The organism is Hydrogenophaga sp. L310, from assembly GCF_055703065.1.
On record NZ_JBVPZA010000010.1, the window covers coordinates 77110 to 96326 of the forward strand.

Here is a 19217-nt window from a genome sequence, read left to right on the forward strand (position 1 = left end):
CCAACCAGCGGAGGGCCAGCGCGCAGCAGCCCTCCGTTTGTTTTTTGAGCGCCGTCCCGTGCGGAACCGCCAACCCCCTGCCGATCACCACGCGCCCATGAAGCCGCCCGTCCAGCGCCCGCCCACCGCCCGCCAGCTCACCGCCCTGGCGCTGCTCGTGCTGTGGGGTGCCGAAACGGCCACGGCCCACGCCTGGTCGCTCACCATCGCCAGCGCGCCGCGCCGCGTCTTCCTGCACGTCGGTAACGGCACGCTCAACACCACCAACAACACCGTCAACCTGGTCAGCGCCAACCTCAGCACCGCCCAGCTGCTCAGCGGCACGCCCCAGGCCATGACGAGCGACAGCACCCAGTCCCGCAGCCTCTATGGCGACAACTACGCCACCTGCCCCACCCCGGCCACGCAGGTCATGATCGGCGCGTCCTACCGCCGCGACCGCAACAACCAACCCGCGAGCGCCACCCTGCGCGTGACATCGCCCGCCAACCTGACCAACGCCGCCGGCGACACCATCCCCTTCAGCCAGATCAGCTGGACCGTCTCCGCCCCCGGCAGCAGCGTGCCCGGCGTCATACCCGCCGGCACCTTCAACGGCGGCACGCAGAACCTGGCCACCATCCCGGCCAACCGCTACATCGAAAACTGCCACACCTTCCGCTACGCCAACAGCGCCATCCGGGCCGCCGGCACCTACACCGGCCAGGTCACCTACACCCTGACCACCCCATGACGCCCACCGCCCGCCGCACCGCCGCCGCCCTGCTGCTGGCCCTCGCCGCCGGCGCGGCCAGCGCCGAAACCCACCGGCTCGACGACTCGCTCAGCCACACCGTGCCGCCCACCGCCCAGATGCAGTGGCGGCCGCAGACCCGCAGCGACGTCGACGGCGGCATGGAAGCCTGGGTGCGCGTCAACATCCGCATCGACACCCAGGCCTGGATCGGCCACAGCGGCCGCGTCTACATGGTGCTGCCGCGCGACGAAAGCGCCACCCTCGAAGCCGTCTGGACCACCGAAGGCAAGCTGCTCGCCGGGCGCCTCGTCTCGGGTGAACGCGCCCTGGTCTACGCCGGCCCCATCAGCGCCGGCACCCTGAGCGACCAGATGCTCGTGCGCCTGCGCTCCGGCCCCGACTGGCAAAGCGCCAGCCGCCGCCTCCACTTCCATTTCGAGATCGACACCGACTCGACCCCCGGCACCCAGCGCCCATGAACCTCCTGCCCGCCTCCCGCCTGACCGCGGCGCTCCTGACCGCCGCCCCGGGACTCGCTGCCCTGCTGCCCGGCGCCGCGTTCGCCCAGGGCTTCGCCGCCTACATCTCGCCGCCACGCTTTGAAGTGCAGGCCGACGCCGGCAAGCCCCTGCGCCAGGTGCTCGAAATCCAGCACGTCGGCCAGCAAAAAGGCAACTACCGCGTCTACACCGCCGACTGGACCTTCAACGCCGACAACGCCGTCAGCTTCAGCACCGAACTCGCCCCCGACAGCTGCCGCCCCTGGGTCGCCCTCGAACGGCGCGAACTCAGCATCGAACCCGGCGCGCGCTACCGCTTCCGCTTCGAGATCAGCCCGCCCGCCGGCACGCCGCCGTCGGTTCCGCCTTCGCCCAGGCCAACATCACCTCGATGACCGGCATGGTCACGATGTCGACCGGCAACCAGATGGTCAGCGTCACCCCCGGCATGGCCGTGCCCACCGGCGCCAACCTGGTCGCCACGGGTTCCGCCACCGTGACCTTCGCCAGCGGCTGCGTGGCCGTGCTGACCGCCGGTCAGTCGATGCCCGCCACCGAAGCGGCCTGCCAGGCAAACGTGGCCGCCCGCGCAGGGCAAGGCAGCAACTTCGCCGGCAACAGCAACCTGCTGATCGGTGGTGGCATCGCCGGTGGCTTGGCGGTGGCGTACAAGGTGAAAGAAAACCGCAAGCCCAACAACGGCGCCACGGTGACCCCACCCACCCAGACCCCCGTGGTGACCCCGCCCGTGGTGGTGGTCCGTCCACCCGCACGCCCCCCGATCAGCCGCAGCTGATCCCCGGCCAGCAGCCCCAAAAAAAGCCCTTCGGGGCTTTTTTTGCGACTGGGCGGCCAAGACGTTGACGTCGGCTCAGGCGTCTTGATCGTCCTGCAAAATCGTTTCGTAGTCCTGCCCGCCGTAGTAGACGCCAATGACGGAAATCACATCAGCATCTACATCGAATGCGATCACGGCCCGCTTCTTGTAGTTGGTGATGCGCAGACCGGGCCGCACGTCGATAGCTCATCGCGCCTTGGCATGCTCGGATGCAAGGCGGGCACGCATCTGGTCCACGGTGACGGCGCGGGATGGATCTGCCTTGAGCGCATCGTAGGCGGGGCCTACCTGGTGGTGCAGCCAGCTTTCAACGGCTCGATCGCGCGCCAGGAGCGCACGCAGGCCGTCGCGAATGACTTCGCTCTCGGTGGCGTACTCCCCCATCCGCACCTTGGTTTTCACCACATCCGCCATGTCGTTGGGGAGGGTGATGCTCATTTGCTGGGTGGTTCGCATGGTTGGCCCCTTGAAACGAATAGGATTTAATCCTACGCTTTTGCAGCAAGGCCGTCCAGACTGTCGCTGTCGCGATGTCAAAGTTATACTTCCATTAATTTTTTCGGCGTATAACCATGCCCTTGTTCGTTGAACAGTCCGCTGCTGCTCAGACCGCCTATGCCGGCCTGGTGCAGGCGGCTCGCCAGCGCGACCTGCATCGTTCCATGGCCGACCTGCCCGGTGGCTTTGTCAGCAAGAAGATCAAGGGGCAGCGGTATTGGTACTACCAGTTCAAGCTGCCCGATGGCAAGCCACAGCAGATTTATGTGGGCCCCGACGACGAGGCGACGCAAGCGCTCATGGATGAGCGGGCCGACCCGCTGGCCCGGCAGGCGAAGGCGCACCTGGGGGCCATGTGTGAGGCGGCGATGGCCCTGGGCTGCTACAGCGTCATCCCGAAACATGCCCGGGTGTTGACCCGCCTGGCCGATCATGGGCTGTTTCGCGCGGGTGGGGTGCTGGTGGGCACCCATGCTTACCTGGCCTATCAGAACCGCATGGGCGTGCGCTGGACCGGCGGCGACACCACAGTGGACCTGGACTTCGCGCACCCGGGGCGAAACATCTCTCTCGCCATCAACAACGACTTGAAGATCGACGGCCATGGCGCCATCAATTCACTGAAGATGGGGTTTCTGCCGGTCAACGAGGGCACGCGCTACATCAAGCAGGACGAGCCGGACTTTGACCTGGACTTCCTGACGTGCATGCACCGCGAGAGCGATGCGCCAGTCCACATGAAGCAGCTCAACCTGTCGCTGCAGCCGCTGAAGTTCATGGAGTTTTCCATGCCGGATCCGGTGGTGTCGGTGCTGGTCGCCTCCAGCGGCCCGATCGTGGTGAATGTGCCGCGCCCGGAGCGGTATGCGCTGGCCAAGCTCTTGCTGTACCGGGAACGCCTGGCAGGACAACAACCCGAAAAGGCTTCGAAGGACCTGATGCAGGCAGCGACCTTGATCGACTACCTGAGCAACAGGGAGCCGGACGCGCTGCAGGAGGCGTGGAACGATCTGCTGGCGCGCGGCCCGGGCTGGCGCAGCAGGGCCCAGGAGGGCTTTGAGGCCTTGCAGCAGCGGCATCCACACATCGATTGCGCGATCGCAGCTTGAACTACGCGCATCAGGCGAGCAGCGCGTCTACACCCTTGGTTTCAACCAGTTGGAGGAGTTTTGCGGCAGCGCCGCTGGGGTGTTTGTTGGCGGTAGGGGATTCCCATTTTTGAACCGTCGAAACACTGACATTCAGGAAGGCGGCAAACACCGCCTGGCTCATTTTGGCGACCTGAGTGCGCAGGGCGGCAACGCGCTCTGGTGTGTATTGGGGCGGCTCCGTGCAAAGCGTCCGCACGGCATCCAAACTGGTCTTGGACACCACACCATAGCTGTTGAGTTGCTCGGCGGTTTCCAGCAGCTCGCGCAGCATGCGGGCTTCCTCATTGCTCTTTTTTGCCATGACAAATCTCCTTCAGTACGCCTTCAGCGGCAAGCTCGTTCAACTTGGAAATGGGCTGTTTCTGCAACCCGTTTGCGATGCCCTTGGCAGCAGCAACCACAACATCGGAAAAATCAGTCCCGGGTTCATTTTTCTCTCGACCAACCAGGAAAATAATGGCGCCGGCATGTCGGTTGGCAACCAGTGTTCGGGTAGACCCGCTTTTGCCTTGCCCTTCGACAGCCACACGTTTCTTGCAGATGCCTCCACCCAAATCGGCCTCATACAGGCCCTGCTCTATTTCACGTGCGGCTTGGCAAAGCAGTTTGTCGGTCAGAACCTTTTTTGCCCACCGGTCGAACGACTTGGTTTTGAAAATTCTCTTGTGGGTTGGCATGTTCAAAGTGTAGCACCATGTGCTATGGCAAGATGGTCATTTGAAGAACGAACCGCATGTCGAAGTCTTGTATGGAATGCGCGGTTGGCTGGCCATCAGGCGACACTTCTGAAGGCATCCAGCATTGATTTATCTGAAGGAGAACAACTTGAACATTCTGGTGGTGGGCGGCGCGGGCTATATCGGCTCGCACATGGTGAAGCACCTGGGCCTGGCGGGCAACGCGGTGACGACGCTGGACAACCTCTCGGGGGGGCACGCCGACGCGGTGTTGCACGGCACGTTCGTGCAGGGCGACATCGCCGACCGGGCGCTGCTCGACCGGCTGCTGGCCGAGGGCCGGTTTGACGCGGTGATGCATTTCGCCTCGTTCATCCAGGTGGGCGAGTCGGTGGTGGCGCCGGCGAAGTATTACCAGAACAACGTGGTGAACACGCTGAACCTGCTGGACGCGATGGTGGCGGCGGGGGTGAAGCGGTTCATCTTTTCGTCCACGGCGGCGATCTTCGGCGAGCCGCAGAGCGACACCATCGACGAGCAGCACCGGCAGCAGCCGATCAACCCGTATGGCCGCACGAAGCTGATGGTGGAGCAGGCGCTGGCGGATTACGACCGGGCGTATGGGCTGAAGTCGGTCTGCCTGCGCTATTTCAACGCGGCCGGCGCCGACCCGGCGGGCGAACTGGGCGAGCGCCACGACCCGGAGACGCACCTGATCCCGCTGGTGTTGCAGGCGGCTTCGGGGCGGCGGCCGCAAATCAGCGTGTTCGGCCGCGACTACGACACGCCCGACGGCACCTGCATCCGCGATTACGTGCACATCAACGACCTGTGCCAGGCGCACGGGCTGGCGCTGCAGAGCCTGATGGGCGGCGCGGGCAGCCAGGCCTACAACCTGGGCAACGGCAGCGGGTTTTCGGTGCAGGAAGTGATCGACACGGCGCGCGCGGTGACGGGGCGCGAGATCCCGGTGGTGTACGCCGAGCGCCGCGCAGGCGACCCGGCGCGCCTGGTAGCCGACTCACGCGCCGCGACGGCGCAACTGGGCTGGAAACCGCAGTTTGCGGCGCTGGAGACGCTGATCGGGCACGCCTGGGCTTGGGAGTTGAAGGCGGTGGTGACAAGACTATAAAAAGACTATATTTAGTCTTATTTGAATCCCAAAGGCAAAACCATGCGCTACTCGTCTCAAGTCAAGCCCATCAGCTATCTGAAGGCCAACGCCGCGGAGGTGCTGGCTCAGTTGTCCGAGCAGCGTGAACCCTTGGTCATCACTCAGAACGGTGAGGCCAAAGCAGTGCTTCAGGATGTCGCATCGTTCGAAGAAACCCAGGCGACTCTCGCCTTGTTGAAGATCCTGGCACTCGGCAGCCAGGAGGTTGAAGCCGGCCGGGTCAAACCAGTGGCTGACGTTGTGGAGCGCCTGCGCGCGAAACGGGCGATGGCCTGATGGCCGGCAAACCGAAACGCTACGAGGTCCTGCTCACCCATGGTGCTGAGCAGGACCTGGAATCCATCCACGAGTACATCGCCGAGTTCGACAGCCAGGCCAACGCCAACCACGTTCTCGATCAGTTGATGGAGGTTGTGCAGAGTCTGGCCCGGTTTCCCGAGCGAGGCAGCTACCCCAGGGAGTTGGTGGCTCTGGGCATCAAGGCATATCGCCAAACGGCGTTCAAGCCCTACCGGGTGATCTACCGGGTCGGCGGCAACCAGGTTGTCATCTACCTGATCGTCGATGGCCGCAGGGACATGCAGTCGGTGTTGTCTCGACGCCTGCTCGGCACCTGACTGCGGCCTACCGCGGCCACAGCGCCCACAGCTGCAGCGGCTGCTTGAGCCGGCCGGCGAGCTGGTAGGCGGGGTCGGTCCAGCCGCCCCAGCCGGTGAAGAGGTCGGCGCGCACGGCGCCGACGATGGCGCCGCCGGTGTCTTGCGCGAGCACGAGCTTCTGCTGGTTGAGCGCGCTGCCCTGCGTGGCGAGCCAGACCGGGGTGCCGTAGGGAATGCTTTGCGGATCGACGGCGATGGAGCGCCCGGGCGTGAGCGGCACGCCTTGCGCGCCGCGCGGGCCGAAGCGGGCGTCGAGCTCGCTCAGGGCTTCTTCGCGGAAGAACACGGTGCGCGGGTTGCTCCAGAGCATCTCGTTGACGCGGCCCGGATTCTGCGCGGCCCATGCTTTAGTGGCCTCCCAGGATCCATCACGGATGGCACGCTGATCAAGCAACCATCGAATGGCGCTCTGGTAGGGCTGGCCGTTGTGGGCGGCGAAGGCGACGCGCACCTGGCGCTGGCGGCCGTCGGGCTCGGTGATGTCGAGCCGGCCGGAGCCCTGGATCTGCAGGATGAGCGCGTCGATGGGGTCGGCGAGCCAGGCGATGGCCTTGCCTTGCAGCGCGGCCTGGGCGGCGGGCAGGGTGTCGATGTCTTTGCGGCTGTACCAGGGCTGACCCGGGCGAAAGCCGGCGGGCAGCGCGTAGAGCGGCGTGCGGTGGCTGGCGCTGGGCTGGCGGCGGGCGCCGAGGATGGGTTCGTAGTAGCCGGTGAGCAGGCCCTGGGGCAGGCTGCCGTCGCGCTCCATGACGCGGTAGGGCTGGAAGCGGCGCTCGACCCAGGCGCGCTGTTCGGCGGGCGTGGCGATGGCGAGCGGGCGCGCTTCGTTGCAGAGCACGGCATGCCCGGCGACAGGCCGTTCACAGCCGCGCAGCCAGGCGTTCCAGGCTTCGTGCAGGCTGTCTTGTCCCCAGCCGGGCAGTTCGCTCCAGCGCACGGGGGTCCAGAGGCTCTTGCCGCGCTGCAGGGCGGGCGGCAGCGGGCCGCTGTCGACCACGCCGGGTGCGTCCACCGGCGCGCGCGGGGGCATGGGAACGGAAGAGCACGCCGCGAGCAGGCTGCCTACAATGCAGGCCGCCAGCCAACCTCTCCACCCATTTCCCCCACCGGACCGACCTGCCATGACTTTGCTGTTGCTTGAAGCGCTGGGCGCGCTGGTGTTGCTGGTTTTCATTGTGTGGTGGACCATGTTTTCCGGGCGCAAGAAGGGCGAGCTGCCCGAGGATGTGCAGCGCGAGCGGGACCAGGACGGTCCGCCCAGGCCCTGAGACGGCGCGGCCGCTCGTTCACTCACGCGAGCCGCAGGGCGTTGGCCAGCTCCACCGCCGATTTCACCCCCATCTTGTCGAACACGCGCGAGCGGTGCACTTCGACCGTGCGCACGCTGATGTTGAGCTGGTCGGCGACGAGCTTGTTGGGCAGGCCGGCGATGACGAGGTTCATGACGTCGCGCTCGCGCTCGGTGAGCGAGTCCAGCCGCTGCTGCATCTCGCGCTGCGCGCGGCGCGCGGCGAGCACCTGGGCCGACTGGTTGAGCGCCTGCTCGACGCGATCGACCAGGGCGTTGTCGGAGAACGGCTTTTCGCAGAAGTCGAAGGCCCCGCGCTTGACGGCGTCGACGGCGGTGGGCACGTCGGCATGGCCGGAAAGAAAGATCACCGGCATGACGGCCTGCCAGGGCAGGGTGAGCAGGTGTTCGAACAGCGCGAGGCCGCTGGTGCCGGGCATGCGCACGTCGAGCAGCAGGCAGCAGGGTGAATGGGGTTCGCTGTGCCAGCGCGCGATCTCGGTCAGGAAAGCGTCGGCGCTGTCGAAGCCTTCGCTGAGCAGGCGGCGCGTGCGCAGCAGCCAGGCCAGCGCGTCGCGCACGCCGGCGTCGTCATCGACGAGAAAGATCCGGGCGTCGGGGTGCTGGGTCATGGCGGGATGATAGAGGAGGCAGCGACCCGCACAACGGTGGATCGAACCGTGCGCTCCATCCTCAGGCGCCCGGCAGCGTGAACCGGAACACCGTGCCCCGGGGCAGCGCCGGTTCGTAGGTGAGCGCGCCGCCGTGCTGCTCGATGACGGTGCGGCACAGGCTGAGGCCGAGGCCCATGCCTTCGGCCTTGGTGGTGAAAAAGGGCGTGAAGAGCTGCTGGCGCACCGCTTCGCTCAGGCCGTGGCCGTGGTCGGTGACGGCGAATTCGACCCAGACCTTGCGCGGCGGTGTGGCGGGGGTGTCGTCGTCGCTGGCGTGCAGGCGCGTGCGGCTGACCGCCAGCGTGAGCACGCGCAGGCCGGAGGCGGCCGGCGGGTCGTTGGCGGGCATGGCCTGCACGCCGTTGCGCGCGAGGTTGAGCAGCACCTGCTCGACCATGGTGCGGTCGCACAGCACGGGCGGGCAGCCGGGCGCGATCTGGGTCTGCACGCGGATGCCCTGCTTCTTGGCCTGCAGGCCGAGCAGGGGCAGGATGGCGTCGATCAGGCTGGCGGGGGCGACGGCTTCGCGCACCTGTTCGCGGCGGCGCACGAAGTCGGCCACGCTCTTGATGACGCGCCCGGCGCGCTCGGCCTGTTCACCGATGCGCTGGATGGCCTGGCGCAGCTCGCCCGACGGCAGGGCGGGCCCGCTGGCGCCGGGCGGTTCGTCGAGCAGGTTGAGCGTGCCGCTGGCGTAGCTGGCGATGGCCGCGAGGGGCTGGTTGAGTTCGTGGCTGAGCAGCGAGGCCATTTCGCCCACGGTGGCGAGGCGGGCGGTGGCCTGCAGGCGTTCCTGCGAGGCGCGGTTGAGCTCTTCGATGCGGCGCTGTTCGCTCAGGTCGAGGATGGCGCTCATGAAGCCGGTCTGGGTGCCCTGGGCGTCGATCAGCGGGGCTTCGATGATGAGCACGGGGAAGCGGGTGCCGTCGCTGCGCTGGAAGACGGATTCGTAGCCCTCGCGCGGCAAGGTCTGCCCGGCCAGGCGCACGGCCTGGCGCTGCTGGTATTCGTCGACCAGCTCGGGTGGCCACCAGGGTGCGGGCAGGCCGGTGCCGATGAGTTGCTCGGGCGGCAGGCCGACCATCTGGCAGAAGGCGGGGTTGACGTAGGTGATGCGACCGCTCATGTCGCGCGCACGCAGGCCGGTGACGAGGGAGTTTTCCATCGCCTTGCGAAAGGCCAGGGCGTCGCCGAGTTCGTGTTCGGCGCGCTGGCGCAGGCGCATGTCGCGCCCGAGCAGGCCCAACACGGCGAGCAGGGCCAGCGAGAGCGCGCCGACGACGGCGGTGAGCACGTTGGGCAGCAGTCCGAAGGCCGCGCCGGTGCCCAGGCGCGGGCTCTCCAGGCGCAGCAGAATGGTGTGGCCGGGCAGGTCGAGCAGGGCGCGCGCGACCTGGGTGCGGCGGCTGCCGCTGACGCTGCTGTAGAGCGCGAGGCGGGTGCCGTCGGTGTCGATGAAGGCCAGGCCGCGCCCGCGCAGCAGGTTCTTGTTGCCCAGCTCGGCGAGCAGGCCGGGCAGCGAGTAGGTGGCGACGAGGAAGCCGGCGGGCTTGCCGTTGCGCACGACGGGCAGGCACATGTCCATGAGCTCCAGGCCGAGGCCGCCGTTCATGGGCCAGAAGTAGCTCGGGGAATACGAGGGACCGGAGCTGCGCTGCGCGTTGTCGCAGGCCTGGCGCATGTCGGGCAGGGCCTGGGAGCGGTCGAGGTAGCTGAAGAGGTCGGCGAGGTAGGGCGTGTCACGGTGGGCGATGAGCGCGCGGCTGTTGTCGCGCCACTCCAGGCGCACGATCTCGCGGTGTTCGGCCAGCACCTCGCCGGCCGGCGCGGACCAGGCGCCGGGGCTGGCCGCGATGCTGTAGAGCGACTGCAGGGTCTGCACGTTGCGCACCAGGGCGCTGCGAAGGTCGCTGGCGAGGGCTTCGGCATCGGCTTCGAGCGCACTCTGGTCGCGCACTTCTTCGTATTCAGCGGCCAGGTAGGCCAGCACGCCCAGCAGGGCCAGCACCAGCAGCAGCAGCGCGCCCCACAGCAGCCGCCGGCGCGGGCGCAGGCTGCTGCCTGCGGACGGCACCGGGGGGGAAACGGTATCGGGAACAGTCACGGTCGAGCGAGGTGGTCCACCCAGCACACACCGAAGAACCGGCTTTGCCGGGCCAAAGGTGTGGTCCCCCTGGGGGGAAGGCGCGCAGCGGCGCAGGGGGGATTCACAACCTGCGGTGCTGGAGGGCGGGCAGTTGTTCGCGCACGCTGTGCAGGCGCGCCATGTCGAGATCGGCGAGCACGACACCGGGGCCTTCGGCCTGCATCGCCATGACCTGGCCCCAGGGATCGATGACCATGCTGTGACCCCAGGTGCGGCGGCCGTTGTCGTGGTTGCCGCCCTGGGCGCTGGCGATGACGTAGGCCTGGTTTTCGATGGCCCGCGCGCGCAGCAGCACCTCCCAGTGGGCCTGGCCGGTGGTGTGGGTGAAGGCGGCGGGCACCAGCAGCAGGTCGGCGGCGAGCATGCGGTAGAGCTCGCCGAAGCGCAGGTCGTAGCAGACGCTCATGCCGACGCGCCAGCTCTGGCCCTGGCGCGAGGGACAGTCGAAGACGGTGGGGGTTTCGCCCGCGCGCAGCACGGCCGCTTCGTCGTAGCTCTCGCGGCCGTTGTCGTAGCGGAAGAGGTGGATCTTGTCGTAGCGGCTGACGCATTCGCCCTTGGGCGAGTAGACCAGCGAGGCGTTGGCGGCGTGGTGGGGGTCGTCGGTGGCCATGGGCAGGGTGCCGCCGACGATCCAGAGCTTGAGTTCGCGCGCGGTGTCGGACAGAAAGTCCTGCACCGTGCCCAGGCCCGGGGTTTCGGCCAGCAGCAGCTTGTCGGCGTCGCTCTGGCCCATGAAGCAGAAGTACTCGGGCAGCACGGCCAGCTCGGCACCGCAGTGGGCGGCCTGGTCGAGCAGGGCGCGCGCTGCGCTGAGGTTGGCGTCGAGGCTGATGCCCGAGACCATCTGGATGGCGGCGACTTTCATGAGAACTCCTTTTTTTTGAACCCAGCTACAAATCTGTTTGTACCGCAGTAACAGAAACCAGTCGCGCATCCGGCGCAAGTGCCTCACCCAGAACGCCGCGGAACCGGCTTTGCCGGGCCGCCAGCGTTGCCCCCTGGGGGGTGACGCCGCAGGCGGCGCGGGGGGCTACTTCTCAACCTTGTCCACTTGCGGGTCGGCCCAGCTGCCGGTGATGTGGAACTGCTGCGTGGTGGCGCTTTGCAGCGGTTGGCGCAGCAGGAACTGGGCCAGAAAGGTGCCCAGCCCGATGGCGGGGTTGATGGCGGTGGCGATCAGGGCCGCGGTGCCGGCGTTGATCTCGGGCACGACGACGACCTTGAGGTCCTGCTGCTCGCGCGCGATGTCGGCGCTGCCTTCCATCAGCACGGCGGCGTTGATGCCCTTCATCTGCAGGTTGTTGGTGCGGGCCACGCCCTGGATGATGGTGGCGTCGCCGCGCACGAAGTCGAAGGTGAAGCCCTCGGAAAACACGTCGCGGAAATCGAGCACCAGGCGGCGCGGCAGCGCCTGCAGGCTGAGCACGCCGAGCAGCTTGGCGGCGCCGGGTTCGACCTTGAGGAACTGGCCGCTCTGCACGTCGGCCTTGAGCTGGCCGGAGAGGCTGGGGTAGTCCAGCGTCATGGGCGAACCGACCCAGGCGATGTGGCCGCTGATCTGGCCTTTGGCGCCGCGCACGACGCCGGGGCGGCCAAAGCGCGTGAGCAGCAGGCCGGCGTCCTGGATGTCGAGCTTGAAGTTGAGCGCGGTGCGCCGCACGGCACCCGCGCTGTTGTCGGGCACGGCCCAGCTGCCGGAGGCGAAAAGCTGCGCTTCGGGGGTGTCGATGTTGAGCCTGGTGAGCTGCCATTCGCGGGTGCGCGCGGCGGTGCCGCGGTTCTGCGCCACGATCTCCACGCGCGAGAGCCGCCGGTTGGAGAGCACGAGGTCTTCGATCGCGATGTCCAGCGCGGGCATGCTGGTGGGCTGCTGCAGCAGTTGCTCGACGTCGGCGGCGGCGGCCGGCGCGAGGTTGAGGTGGGCCAGGCGCGCGTAGATGTTGCCGGCGGTGTTGCCGGCGGGCTGGCGGTATTCGACGTAGCCGTTGAGTTCCTCGGCGTCGACGTTGGCGCGCCAGTGGTTGCCTTCGCGCGAGCCGCCGACCACCACGTTGGTGAAGCTGCGCCCGCTGACGATGAGCTGGCCGGCGCGCACCGCCAGGCTCGACGGCAGGTAGCCCAGGCTGGCGTTGTCGGTGGCGTCGGGCGCCTGCACGCTGGCGCGCACGTCGGTGCCGGTGGTGGCGGTGAAGACACGCTCCCAGGCGTCGGCGTCGACCCGCTGGAAGCGGATGTTGGCCTGCACGCCGGTGGCCGGCTGGGTGACGGTTTCGCCGGCATCGAGCCCGGCGGCCATGCTGCCGCGCAGCACGCGCGGCTCGCTGGTGGTGATGTCGCGCTCGTAGCGCAGCTCGGCCAGCGGCTGGCCCGGCGGGCCGAGGGTGACGGCCAGGCTGTCGGTGCGCGCGATTTCGCCCGAGGGATCGGCCAGCACCGAGAGCACGCGGTTCTCGTAGCGCAGGGGCAGGCTGTCGGCGGCGGCCTTGGCCAGCGGCGCGGGCAGGTTGATGGCGAGCCCCTGCAGGGTGCTGGTGACCATCAGTTCGGGCACGCCGGCGCGAAAGCCCAGTTCGGCGCTGTAGCTGGCGGTGCCGCTGGCCTGGCCGAACAGGCGCGAGACGAAGCCCAGCCCGCCGTCGCTCAGGCCCTGGGCGCTGGCGCTGCCCTGGCCACGGAACTGGATGCGCGGCGTGCCCCGGGGCACGGGCACCATGCCGCCGTCGAAGCGCAGCTCGCCGCCGTAGAGGCGGGCCTGGGCATCGGCCACGGTGAAGCCGCTTTCACTGAAGCTCAGGCGCCCGGTGGTGCGCCCGAGCAGCGGGGCCTCGGGCGTGAGCTGCAGGTCGTTGCCGCTGAACTGGACGCTGCCCTGCACGGTGGTCTTGTCGATCTGCTCCAGCGGCAGCTGGAGCTTGAACTGCACCTGGGCGGGGCCGTTGACGGTGGCGCGCTCCAGCACCCGGTCGGTGAAGAAGTTGACCGGCGAGCTGCGCACGAAGCCCAGCACCTCGGTGGCCGGCCCCTGGGCGCTGGCGCTCACGCTGAGCACGGGGGCGCGGACCAGATCGGCGATGGCCACCTCGGCCTGGCTCAGGCGCACGCCGGGCGCGCCGTCGAGCCCGGCGTCGAGCCGGCTCAGGCGCAGGGCGGCGCGGTCGAGAACGAGCTGGCCGTTGACGCCCTTGAGGGCCGGCCAGGCGGCATCGCCCTCGTCCTGCAGGAAGGGCGGCACATAGGCGAAATCAACCTCTTTGAGCTGGGCGGTGATGCGGAATTCGCCGCGCGCACCGGGCTGGTTGAACGGGATGTCCCAGAGATCGCCCTGGATGCGGAAATCGACCGGACCCACCGCCCCGCCTTTCACAGCCTCGCGCACGTAGCGCAGCGCGTCCGGGCCGACGGCGAGCGGCAGGTAGCGGTGCACGCGGGTGGCCTCGCCGCGGGTCAGGCGCGCGGTCAGGTCGAGCACGCCGGGGAAGCGCGCGTCCGAGGGGCTGGTGGCGGGGTCGCTGGTGTGCCAGTGGGCGCTGGCCGTGCCTTCGGCGTCGGCGTTGGCCAGGCGCACCTTGTCCAGCCAGGCGTCGATGCGCTCGCCCTGGATGCGCCAGCGCGCGTCGGCTTCGAACCGGGTGAGCGGCACGCGCACGTCTTCGAACACACCGGGCAGGTCGACCGAACCGTCGGCGATCTGGAGTCGCGCATGGCCGCCGTCCTGGTTGAACTCGAAGTCGGCGCTGGCGGCCTGCACACCGGGGCGCCCGGGCAGCGGACGCTGACCGTTCACGGCGGCGCGCGCCTGCGCCGCCAGCGCGAGACCGGACACGCGGCCTTTGGCGCGGTAGCGCTCGGGGCGCCAGGCGGCGGGCGCGGGTCCGTCGCTGGCCTGCGCTTCGGCGCTGGCCGGGGCCACGCCCTGCCAGCTGGCGTCAAAGCCTTCGAGGCGGCCGGCGGGCTGCAGGCTGCTCAGCAGCGCGCGGCTGGCCCCGGGCAGGGGCAGGCGCGTGGCCACGGCGGCCAGCGCGGCGAGTTCGATGCGGTCGGCGTTCAGGCTGGTGCTGGCCGGGTTGTTGCCACGCGCGGCCTGGTGCCGCAGCCGCAGTTGTCCGCCCGGCCAGTCTTCACCACCCTGGGTGCGAAAGCGCAGGTTGTCGCTGGCGATCTCGAAACCGGCGGCGCTCCACTGGGCACTCAGGCGGCCCTGCAGCCCGGCCAGCGTGAGTTCGGGCAGCTTCGGCCCGAGCCGGGTGGCCACGTCCTGCAGCGCCAGGTCGGTGACGACGCCGGTGATGCGGCCTTTGGCGACGTCGGCCCAGGCGCGCACGGCACCCTGGCCGGAACGCACGTCGACCTGCCAGGCTGACAGGTCGAGGTAGCCGCGCAGGCGCGAGACGTCGGCCTTGGGGAAATCGGCGTAGAGCTCGCCACTCCAGCTGTGCCAGGGGGTCTGTTCGCTGGACCCCCGCACGAGATCGAGCAGCGGCTCGCGCAGGCGGCCGCGCAGGCTGAAGCGGTCGCCCCATTCGGTGCTCGGGGTGGCATCGAGGCGGAACTGGTGGCGGCGCGCGCTGTTGCGGGCCACGAAGTCGAGGTCCGTCAGGATGATCGGCGGCTGCGCGCGCAGATCGTCGGTCCAGCGCACGACGCCGTTCTGGATCACGAACTCGGTCTGGGCAAAGAACCAGTCGGCGGCGGCGTTGTCCTCGGGCCTGGGGCCGGAGAAGTCCAGGCCCGCCACTTCGATGCGGCCTTCGGCGGTGCGCCGCACGTCGAGCACGGGCGAGACGATCACCAGTTGTTCGAAGCCCAGCCGCCACAACGAGGGGACGGACACCGAGGCCTGCACGCTGGGCAGGTGCAGGGCCTCGCGCCCCGCCGGGTCGAAGAGCCGGACGTCGGCGAGCTCGAAGGCCGGCACCAGGCTGGGCAGGAAACCGGCGCTTGCGCCATCGCCCGAAACCGCCGTCTGCGCACGGATGGCACCGACCTTCACGGGTACCCCCACAGCCCGGGTGGCCCAGCTTTCCAGCTCGGGGCGCCAGTCGTTGATTCGCGGCACAATCCACCCATGCAAGGCGCCGAAGGTGAGCGCAAACAGGCCCCAGGCGGCCAGCACCATCCACAACAAAAGCCGCGCGGTCACGGAAAGGGTTCTGGGGGTTCTCGTGGCAGACGCGAGAGGTGCCGGGCTTTGATTCATATCCACTGCAAATTATGACGGCCAGCCCCAACATCGGTTCCCCAGCACTCGATTCCGCCCTGTCAACCCATGTGCCGCCGGTCGCACCCTGCCTGGATGCCCTGACACTGGCCCACCGCGAGGCCGCCTACTCCCGTTTCGTGCAGCGCGTGCGACGGCGCTACGCCAGCGAGCTGGACTGCCTGCCGCCGGGGGCGCCGGTGCACGCCAGCATGCAGGCCTGTCTGGCGCAATTGCTCGCCCGCAGCCTGGCCATGCCCGCGGCGCTGCGCGTGTTGCGCCAGCTGGTGCTGGAGCGCCTGGTGGTGCTCGACTGCGAGCAGGACGCCCCGCTGCAGGCGGTGACGCGGGCGGTCACCGAGCTGGCCGAACTCGCGCTCGACGCCGCCTGCACCCTGGCCTTTGCCGAGCTGGACGACCTGTACGGCGCGCCGCTGGCCGAGGGCGGCACCCGGGCTCAGCTGTGGGTGATCGGCATGGGCAAGCTCGGCGCGCGCGAGCTCAACGTGTCGAGCGACATCGACCTGATCTATGTCTACGACGCCGACGGCGAGACCGCCGGGAACGCGCAGGGACGCAACCGCATCAGCAACCATGAGTATTTCGGCAAGGCCGTCAAACACATCTACAACACGGTGGGTGAGACCACCGAACACGGCAATGTGTTCCGTGTTGACCTGGCCCTCCGGCCCAACGGCAACTCGGGACCGAGCGCGGTGTCGCTGGGTGCGCTGGAAGAGTATTTCCTGGTGCAGGGGCGCGAGTGGGAGCGGTTTGCCTGGCTCAAGAGCCGGCTGATCGCGCCGGCCGCCTGCGTGCGCGACAAGAGTGCGAACGGTTTGCGCGGCGCGGTGCTGCCCTTCGTGTTCCGCAAGTACCTGGACTACAACGTCTTCGATTCGCTGCGCAGCCTGCACCGCCAGATCCGCGAGCACGCGTCCAAGCGCGCAGCGGGCAACCCGGGCCGGGCCAACGACGTCAAGCTCTCGCGCGGCGGCATCCGCGAGATCGAATTCACCGTGCAGCTGCTGCAGGTGGTGCGGGGTGGCCAGTTCCCCGAGCTGCGCACGCGCCCGACGCTGGACGCGCTGCAGCGCCTGTGCAAAGCCAACCTGATGCCCCCGGCCACGGCCGAGGCGCTGGCCACCGCCTACGACTTCCTGCGCCGGGTGGAACACCGCATCCAGTACCTGGACGACCAGCAGACCCACGTGATGCCCACGCGCGACGACGACCTGGCCTGGCTCGCCGCCACCATGGGCTGCGCCACGGTGTGCGAGTTCCTGCGCACGCTGGACGCGCACCGCGAAACCGTGGCACAGGAGTTCGACATCCTGCTCGGTGGCACGTCCGGCGGCGGCTGCAACGGCGCGGGCTGCAACGGCAAGAACGGCGCCACCCGCAGCGCGGTCGACAGCCTGCAGGGCGTGTTGCCGCAGCTGCCCGAGGCCTTTGCCGCCAAGGTGGCGCAGTGGTGCGAACACCCACGCGTGCTGGCGCTGCGCGAAGACGCCCGCCTGCGCCTGGTGCGGCTGGTGGAGCGCACCGGCGCCTGGCTGGAAGAAGGCCGCGTCAACGAGCAGGCGGCGCTGCGCCTGGCGGACTGGATCGAGCCGCTGCTGCGGCGCGAGAGTTATCTGGCGTTGCTGCAGGAGCGGCCTTCGGTGCACGAGCGGCTGCTGCGCCTGCTGGGCGCGGCCAAATGGCCGGCGCGCTACCTGCTCAAACACCCGGGGGTGATCGACGAACTGGCGAGCCAGCAGCTGCTGACCGACCGTTTCGATGCGCTGCAGTTCGAGGCCGAACTGGAAAACCGCCGCGACGCGCTGCGGTCCACCGACGAAGACGACGAAGAGACCCTGCTCAACCTGCTGCGCCGCGCGCACCACGCCGAGGTGTTCCGCACGCTGGCGCGCGACCTGGAAGGGGTGCTCAGCGTCGAGCAGGTGGCCGACGACCTCTCGGCCCTGGCCGACACGATGCTGCGCGTGACGGCGCGCTGGTGCTGGGGCCGCCTGAAGAACCGCCACCGCGAAGAACCGGCCTTTGCCATCATTGGCTACGGCAAGCTGGGCGGCAAGGAGCTGGGCTACGGCAGCGACCTCGACATCGTGTTCGTCTACGAAGACGAAGACGAGAACGCCGGTGAAATCTACGCCGCCTTCGTGCGCAAGATGATCAACTGGATGACGGTCAAGACCGGCGAGGGCGACCTGTTCGAGATCGACACCGCGCTGCGCCCGAACGGCAACTCCGGCATGCTCGTGACCAGCTTCACCGCCTACGCCAACTACCAGCAGCAGCGCGGCAGCAACACGGCCTGGACCTGGGAACACCAGGCGATGACGCGGGCACGCGCGGTGCTGGGCAGTCCGGCGATGTTCGCGCGCTTCGACGCGATCCGCGAATCGGTGATCACCGCCGAACGCGACAGCACTGCGCTGGCGGCCGAGATCGTGGCGATGCGCGAGAAGGTGCGTGCGGCGCACCCGGTGCGCGGCGACATGTTCGACGTCAAGCACAGCCATGGGGGCATGGTGGATGTGGAGTTCGTGGTGCAGTTCCTGGTGCTCTCGCAGTCGCGCGCGCACCCCGAGTTGCGCCTCAACACCGGCAACATCAACCTGCTGCAGCGCGCCGAAGCGGCGGGGCTGCTGCGGCCGGGCATGGGCCAGGCCGCGTCGGACGCCTACCGCGTGCTGCGCCAGATCCAGCACCGCGCCCGGCTCGATGAAGCGCCCACGCAGGTCGACGCCGCGATGGTGGTGTCGGAATCGGCGGCGGTGCAGGCGCTCTGGCAACACGTGCTGGGCACGCCCCCCGGCGCATGAAACGGTCGGGCAGCTGGCTGCTGCTGTGTGCGCTGCACGCGGTGGCCAGCATGTTGTTGTGGTGGACGCGCGAGGGCACGCTGGACGCCTTCATCTGGCGCGCCGATGGCTGGACCGCCCAGCCCTGGACGCTGTGGACCAGCGCCTGGGTGCACCTGAACACCCCGCAACTGATCCTCAACCAGATGGCGCTGGGCCTGCTGACCGCCTTCGCCTGGGTGATCCGGCCCAACTGGACCTGCACGCTGGCCTGGCTGCTGGCCTGGCCGCTGGGGCAGCTGAGCCTGTTGTGGTGGCCACAGATCGGCTATGCGGTGGGTCTGTCGGGCGTGCTGCACGCGGGCATCGCGGTGCTGGCGGTGCAGTTGCTGCGCCAGCGCATAGCGATCCCGAAAGCGCAGCGCTGGGGCGGTCTGCTGGCGCTGGTGTTGCTGGGCAAGCTGCTGCTGGAGCGCGGCTGGGCGTACCCGGTGGTGTGGGACGGCGCCCATGACATGTCGGTGGTGCAGGCGGGTCACCTGAGCGCCGCGGCCTGGGGGCTGCTGCTGGGTCTGATCGCGACCTGGGGCCCGATCTGGCGCTTCAGCGGCCTGCCGCCCAGGCCACCACACACCGCGGGCCGCTGATCCCGCCGCCTCCGGTCGCCCTTGGGGGCAGGGGCACCGGTTGAAACCATGCTCACGGCATGGTCATGGATAAAAATCTTTCGGACAAATAGTGACCGATCAGTCACAATAGAAACGTTGAAGTTCAAAACAAGAACTCGACGACTTCTCTGACCACCGATCACACGCCGGAAAACCCATGAACACACGGTTACGGAACTTTTTTCAACCGCCGGCCCT

Annotated in this window: 19 protein-coding genes and 1 pseudogene; 11 read left to right on the forward strand and 9 right to left on the reverse strand. The window is 68.6% G+C overall.

Features of this window, described 5'->3' with window-relative positions; all coding sequences use genetic code 11:
* Positions 1-97: 97 nt before the first annotated feature.
* From AC0GNO_RS16725 to AC0GNO_RS16740, 4 genes are read left to right on the forward strand one after another with little or no spacing between them, the layout of a single operon-like run.
* Positions 98-733: a hypothetical protein gene (locus AC0GNO_RS16725; RefSeq protein ID WP_472904777.1), complete on the forward strand. Its 636-nt coding sequence runs from the start codon at positions 98-100 to the stop codon at positions 731-733.
* Positions 730-1215: a hypothetical protein gene (locus tag AC0GNO_RS16730; protein WP_472904778.1), complete on the forward strand. Its 486-nt coding sequence runs from the start codon at positions 730-732 to the stop codon at positions 1213-1215. Before AC0GNO_RS16725 ends, AC0GNO_RS16730 begins: the two co-directional genes overlap by 4 nt.
* On the forward strand, positions 1212-1631 hold the full coding sequence (locus AC0GNO_RS16735) for a hypothetical protein (RefSeq protein WP_472904779.1): 420 nt from the start codon (positions 1212-1214) through the stop codon (positions 1629-1631). The genes AC0GNO_RS16730 and AC0GNO_RS16735 overlap by 4 nt, the downstream gene beginning before the upstream one ends.
* Positions 1628-2032 carry a hypothetical protein gene (locus tag AC0GNO_RS16740; protein ID WP_472904780.1) on the forward strand — a complete coding sequence of 135 codons (405 nt, stop codon included), beginning with the start codon at positions 1628-1630 and terminating at the stop codon, positions 2030-2032. The genes AC0GNO_RS16735 and AC0GNO_RS16740 overlap by 4 nt, the downstream gene beginning before the upstream one ends.
* Before the next feature lie 75 nt (positions 2033-2107).
* Here AC0GNO_RS16740 and AC0GNO_RS16745 read toward each other — a convergent pair.
* Both AC0GNO_RS16745 and AC0GNO_RS16750 read right to left on the reverse strand, forming a co-directional pair.
* Positions 2108-2254 (reverse strand): annotated as a pseudogene (locus tag AC0GNO_RS16745) (type II toxin-antitoxin system RelE/ParE family toxin); the annotation flags it as partial.
* Between the two features lie 6 nt (positions 2255-2260).
* Positions 2261-2530, reverse strand: coding sequence for a ribbon-helix-helix domain-containing protein (locus AC0GNO_RS16750; protein ID WP_472904781.1), 270 nt, complete (start codon positions 2528-2530; stop codon positions 2261-2263).
* A 116-nt stretch (positions 2531-2646) separates the two neighbouring features.
* On the opposite strand from AC0GNO_RS16750, the gene AC0GNO_RS16755 reads away from it, so the two are divergent.
* Positions 2647-3681, forward strand: a complete 1035-nt coding sequence (locus AC0GNO_RS16755) for a GSU2403 family nucleotidyltransferase fold protein (RefSeq protein WP_472904782.1) — start codon at positions 2647-2649, stop codon at positions 3679-3681.
* Between the two features lie 10 nt (positions 3682-3691).
* Here AC0GNO_RS16755 and AC0GNO_RS16760 read toward each other — a convergent pair whose 3' ends face one another.
* Positions 3692-4024, reverse strand: a complete 333-nt coding sequence (locus AC0GNO_RS16760) for a helix-turn-helix domain-containing protein (RefSeq protein WP_472904783.1) — start codon at positions 4022-4024, stop codon at positions 3692-3694.
* The gene (locus AC0GNO_RS16765; protein ID WP_472904784.1) at positions 4005-4400 is read right to left on the reverse strand and encodes a type II toxin-antitoxin system RelE/ParE family toxin; all 396 of its coding nucleotides are present in this window, start codon (positions 4398-4400) and stop codon (positions 4005-4007) included. The genes AC0GNO_RS16760 and AC0GNO_RS16765 overlap by 20 nt, the downstream gene beginning before the upstream one ends.
* Positions 4401-4548: 148 nt before the next feature.
* Between AC0GNO_RS16765 and galE the strand changes: the two genes are divergently transcribed.
* From galE to AC0GNO_RS16780, 3 genes are read left to right on the forward strand one after another with little or no spacing between them, the layout of a single operon-like run.
* On the forward strand, positions 4549-5532 hold the full coding sequence (gene galE, locus AC0GNO_RS16770; RefSeq protein ID WP_472904785.1) for a UDP-glucose 4-epimerase GalE: 984 nt from the start codon (positions 4549-4551) through the stop codon (positions 5530-5532).
* Between the two features lie 42 nt (positions 5533-5574).
* Positions 5575-5850, forward strand: coding sequence for a type II toxin-antitoxin system Phd/YefM family antitoxin (locus AC0GNO_RS16775; RefSeq protein ID WP_472888660.1), 276 nt, complete (start codon positions 5575-5577; stop codon positions 5848-5850).
* Complete coding sequence (locus tag AC0GNO_RS16780; RefSeq protein WP_472904786.1) at positions 5850-6191, forward strand: type II toxin-antitoxin system RelE/ParE family toxin; 342 nt, start codon at positions 5850-5852, stop codon at positions 6189-6191. The genes AC0GNO_RS16775 and AC0GNO_RS16780 overlap by 1 nt, the downstream gene beginning before the upstream one ends.
* 7 nt (positions 6192-6198) lie before the next feature.
* Here AC0GNO_RS16780 and mltA read toward each other — a convergent pair whose 3' ends face one another.
* A complete protein-coding gene (gene mltA / locus AC0GNO_RS16785) occupies positions 6199-7422 on the reverse strand; it encodes a murein transglycosylase A (RefSeq protein ID WP_472904787.1) in 1224 nt (407 codons plus the stop codon).
* On the opposite strand from mltA, the gene AC0GNO_RS16790 reads away from it, so the two are divergent.
* A complete protein-coding gene (locus tag AC0GNO_RS16790; protein ID WP_472904788.1) occupies positions 7355-7501 on the forward strand; it encodes a hypothetical protein in 147 nt (48 codons plus the stop codon). The genes mltA and AC0GNO_RS16790 overlap by 68 nt on opposite strands.
* 22 nt (positions 7502-7523) lie before the next feature.
* Here the strand turns inward: AC0GNO_RS16790 and AC0GNO_RS16795 are convergent, their stop codons facing one another.
* The 4 genes from AC0GNO_RS16795 to AC0GNO_RS16810 form a co-directional block, all read right to left on the reverse strand.
* Positions 7524-8153: a response regulator transcription factor gene (locus tag AC0GNO_RS16795; protein WP_472888656.1), complete on the reverse strand. Its 630-nt coding sequence runs from the start codon at positions 8151-8153 to the stop codon at positions 7524-7526.
* 61 nt (positions 8154-8214) lie between these two features.
* Positions 8215-10299, reverse strand: a complete 2085-nt coding sequence (locus AC0GNO_RS16800) for a two-component system sensor histidine kinase NtrB (protein WP_472904789.1) — start codon at positions 10297-10299, stop codon at positions 8215-8217.
* 103 nt (positions 10300-10402) lie between these two features.
* Positions 10403-11209: a carbon-nitrogen hydrolase family protein gene (locus AC0GNO_RS16805; RefSeq protein ID WP_472904790.1), complete on the reverse strand. Its 807-nt coding sequence runs from the start codon at positions 11207-11209 to the stop codon at positions 10403-10405.
* A gap of 165 nt (positions 11210-11374) precedes the next feature.
* Positions 11375-15484, reverse strand: a complete 4110-nt coding sequence (locus AC0GNO_RS16810; RefSeq protein ID WP_472904791.1) for a YhdP family protein — start codon at positions 15482-15484, stop codon at positions 11375-11377.
* A gap of 71 nt (positions 15485-15555) precedes the next feature.
* Here AC0GNO_RS16810 and glnE point away from each other — a divergent pair, with 71 nt between their 5' ends.
* Both glnE and AC0GNO_RS16820 read left to right on the forward strand, forming a co-directional pair.
* Positions 15556-18372 carry a bifunctional [glutamate--ammonia ligase]-adenylyl-L-tyrosine phosphorylase/[glutamate--ammonia-ligase] adenylyltransferase gene (gene glnE, locus AC0GNO_RS16815; RefSeq protein ID WP_472904792.1) on the forward strand — a complete coding sequence of 939 codons (2817 nt, stop codon included), beginning with the start codon at positions 15556-15558 and terminating at the stop codon, positions 18370-18372.
* Positions 18369-18998 carry a rhomboid family intramembrane serine protease gene (locus AC0GNO_RS16820; RefSeq protein WP_472904793.1) on the forward strand — a complete coding sequence of 210 codons (630 nt, stop codon included), beginning with the start codon at positions 18369-18371 and terminating at the stop codon, positions 18996-18998. The genes glnE and AC0GNO_RS16820 overlap by 4 nt, the downstream gene beginning before the upstream one ends.
* The last annotated feature ends 219 nt before the right edge of the window (positions 18999-19217 follow it).

What these genes read in the sequence shown, in the direction of transcription:
- AC0GNO_RS16725 (WP_472904777.1), top strand. Translation starts at nt 98, where the DNA reads ATGAAGCCGCCCGTCCAGCGCCCGCCCACCGCCCGCCAGCTCACCGCC.
- AC0GNO_RS16730 (WP_472904778.1), top strand. Translation starts at nt 730, where the DNA reads ATGACGCCCACCGCCCGCCGCACCGCCGCCGCCCTGCTGCTGGCCCTC.
- AC0GNO_RS16735 (WP_472904779.1), top strand. Translation starts at nt 1,212, where the DNA reads ATGAACCTCCTGCCCGCCTCCCGCCTGACCGCGGCGCTCCTGACCGCC.
- AC0GNO_RS16740 (WP_472904780.1), top strand. Translation starts at nt 1,628, where the DNA reads ATGACCGGCATGGTCACGATGTCGACCGGCAACCAGATGGTCAGCGTC.
- AC0GNO_RS16750 (WP_472904781.1), bottom strand. Translation starts at nt 2,530, where the DNA reads ATGCGAACCACCCAGCAAATGAGCATCACCCTCCCCAACGACATGGCG.
- AC0GNO_RS16755 (WP_472904782.1), top strand. Translation starts at nt 2,647, where the DNA reads ATGCCCTTGTTCGTTGAACAGTCCGCTGCTGCTCAGACCGCCTATGCC.
- AC0GNO_RS16760 (WP_472904783.1), bottom strand. Translation starts at nt 4,024, where the DNA reads ATGGCAAAAAAGAGCAATGAGGAAGCCCGCATGCTGCGCGAGCTGCTG.
- AC0GNO_RS16765 (WP_472904784.1), bottom strand. Translation starts at nt 4,400, where the DNA reads ATGCCAACCCACAAGAGAATTTTCAAAACCAAGTCGTTCGACCGGTGG.
- AC0GNO_RS16775 (WP_472888660.1), top strand. Translation starts at nt 5,575, where the DNA reads ATGCGCTACTCGTCTCAAGTCAAGCCCATCAGCTATCTGAAGGCCAAC.
- AC0GNO_RS16780 (WP_472904786.1), top strand. Translation starts at nt 5,850, where the DNA reads ATGGCCGGCAAACCGAAACGCTACGAGGTCCTGCTCACCCATGGTGCT.
- AC0GNO_RS16790 (WP_472904788.1), top strand. Translation starts at nt 7,355, where the DNA reads ATGACTTTGCTGTTGCTTGAAGCGCTGGGCGCGCTGGTGTTGCTGGTT.
- mltA (WP_472904787.1), bottom strand. Translation starts at nt 7,422, where the DNA reads ATGGTCCACCACACAATGAAAACCAGCAACACCAGCGCGCCCAGCGCT.
- AC0GNO_RS16795 (WP_472888656.1), bottom strand. Translation starts at nt 8,153, where the DNA reads ATGACCCAGCACCCCGACGCCCGGATCTTTCTCGTCGATGACGACGCC.
- AC0GNO_RS16805 (WP_472904790.1), bottom strand. Translation starts at nt 11,209, where the DNA reads ATGAAAGTCGCCGCCATCCAGATGGTCTCGGGCATCAGCCTCGACGCC.
- glnE (WP_472904792.1), top strand. Translation starts at nt 15,556, where the DNA reads ATGACGGCCAGCCCCAACATCGGTTCCCCAGCACTCGATTCCGCCCTG.
- AC0GNO_RS16820 (WP_472904793.1), top strand. Translation starts at nt 18,369, where the DNA reads ATGAAACGGTCGGGCAGCTGGCTGCTGCTGTGTGCGCTGCACGCGGTG.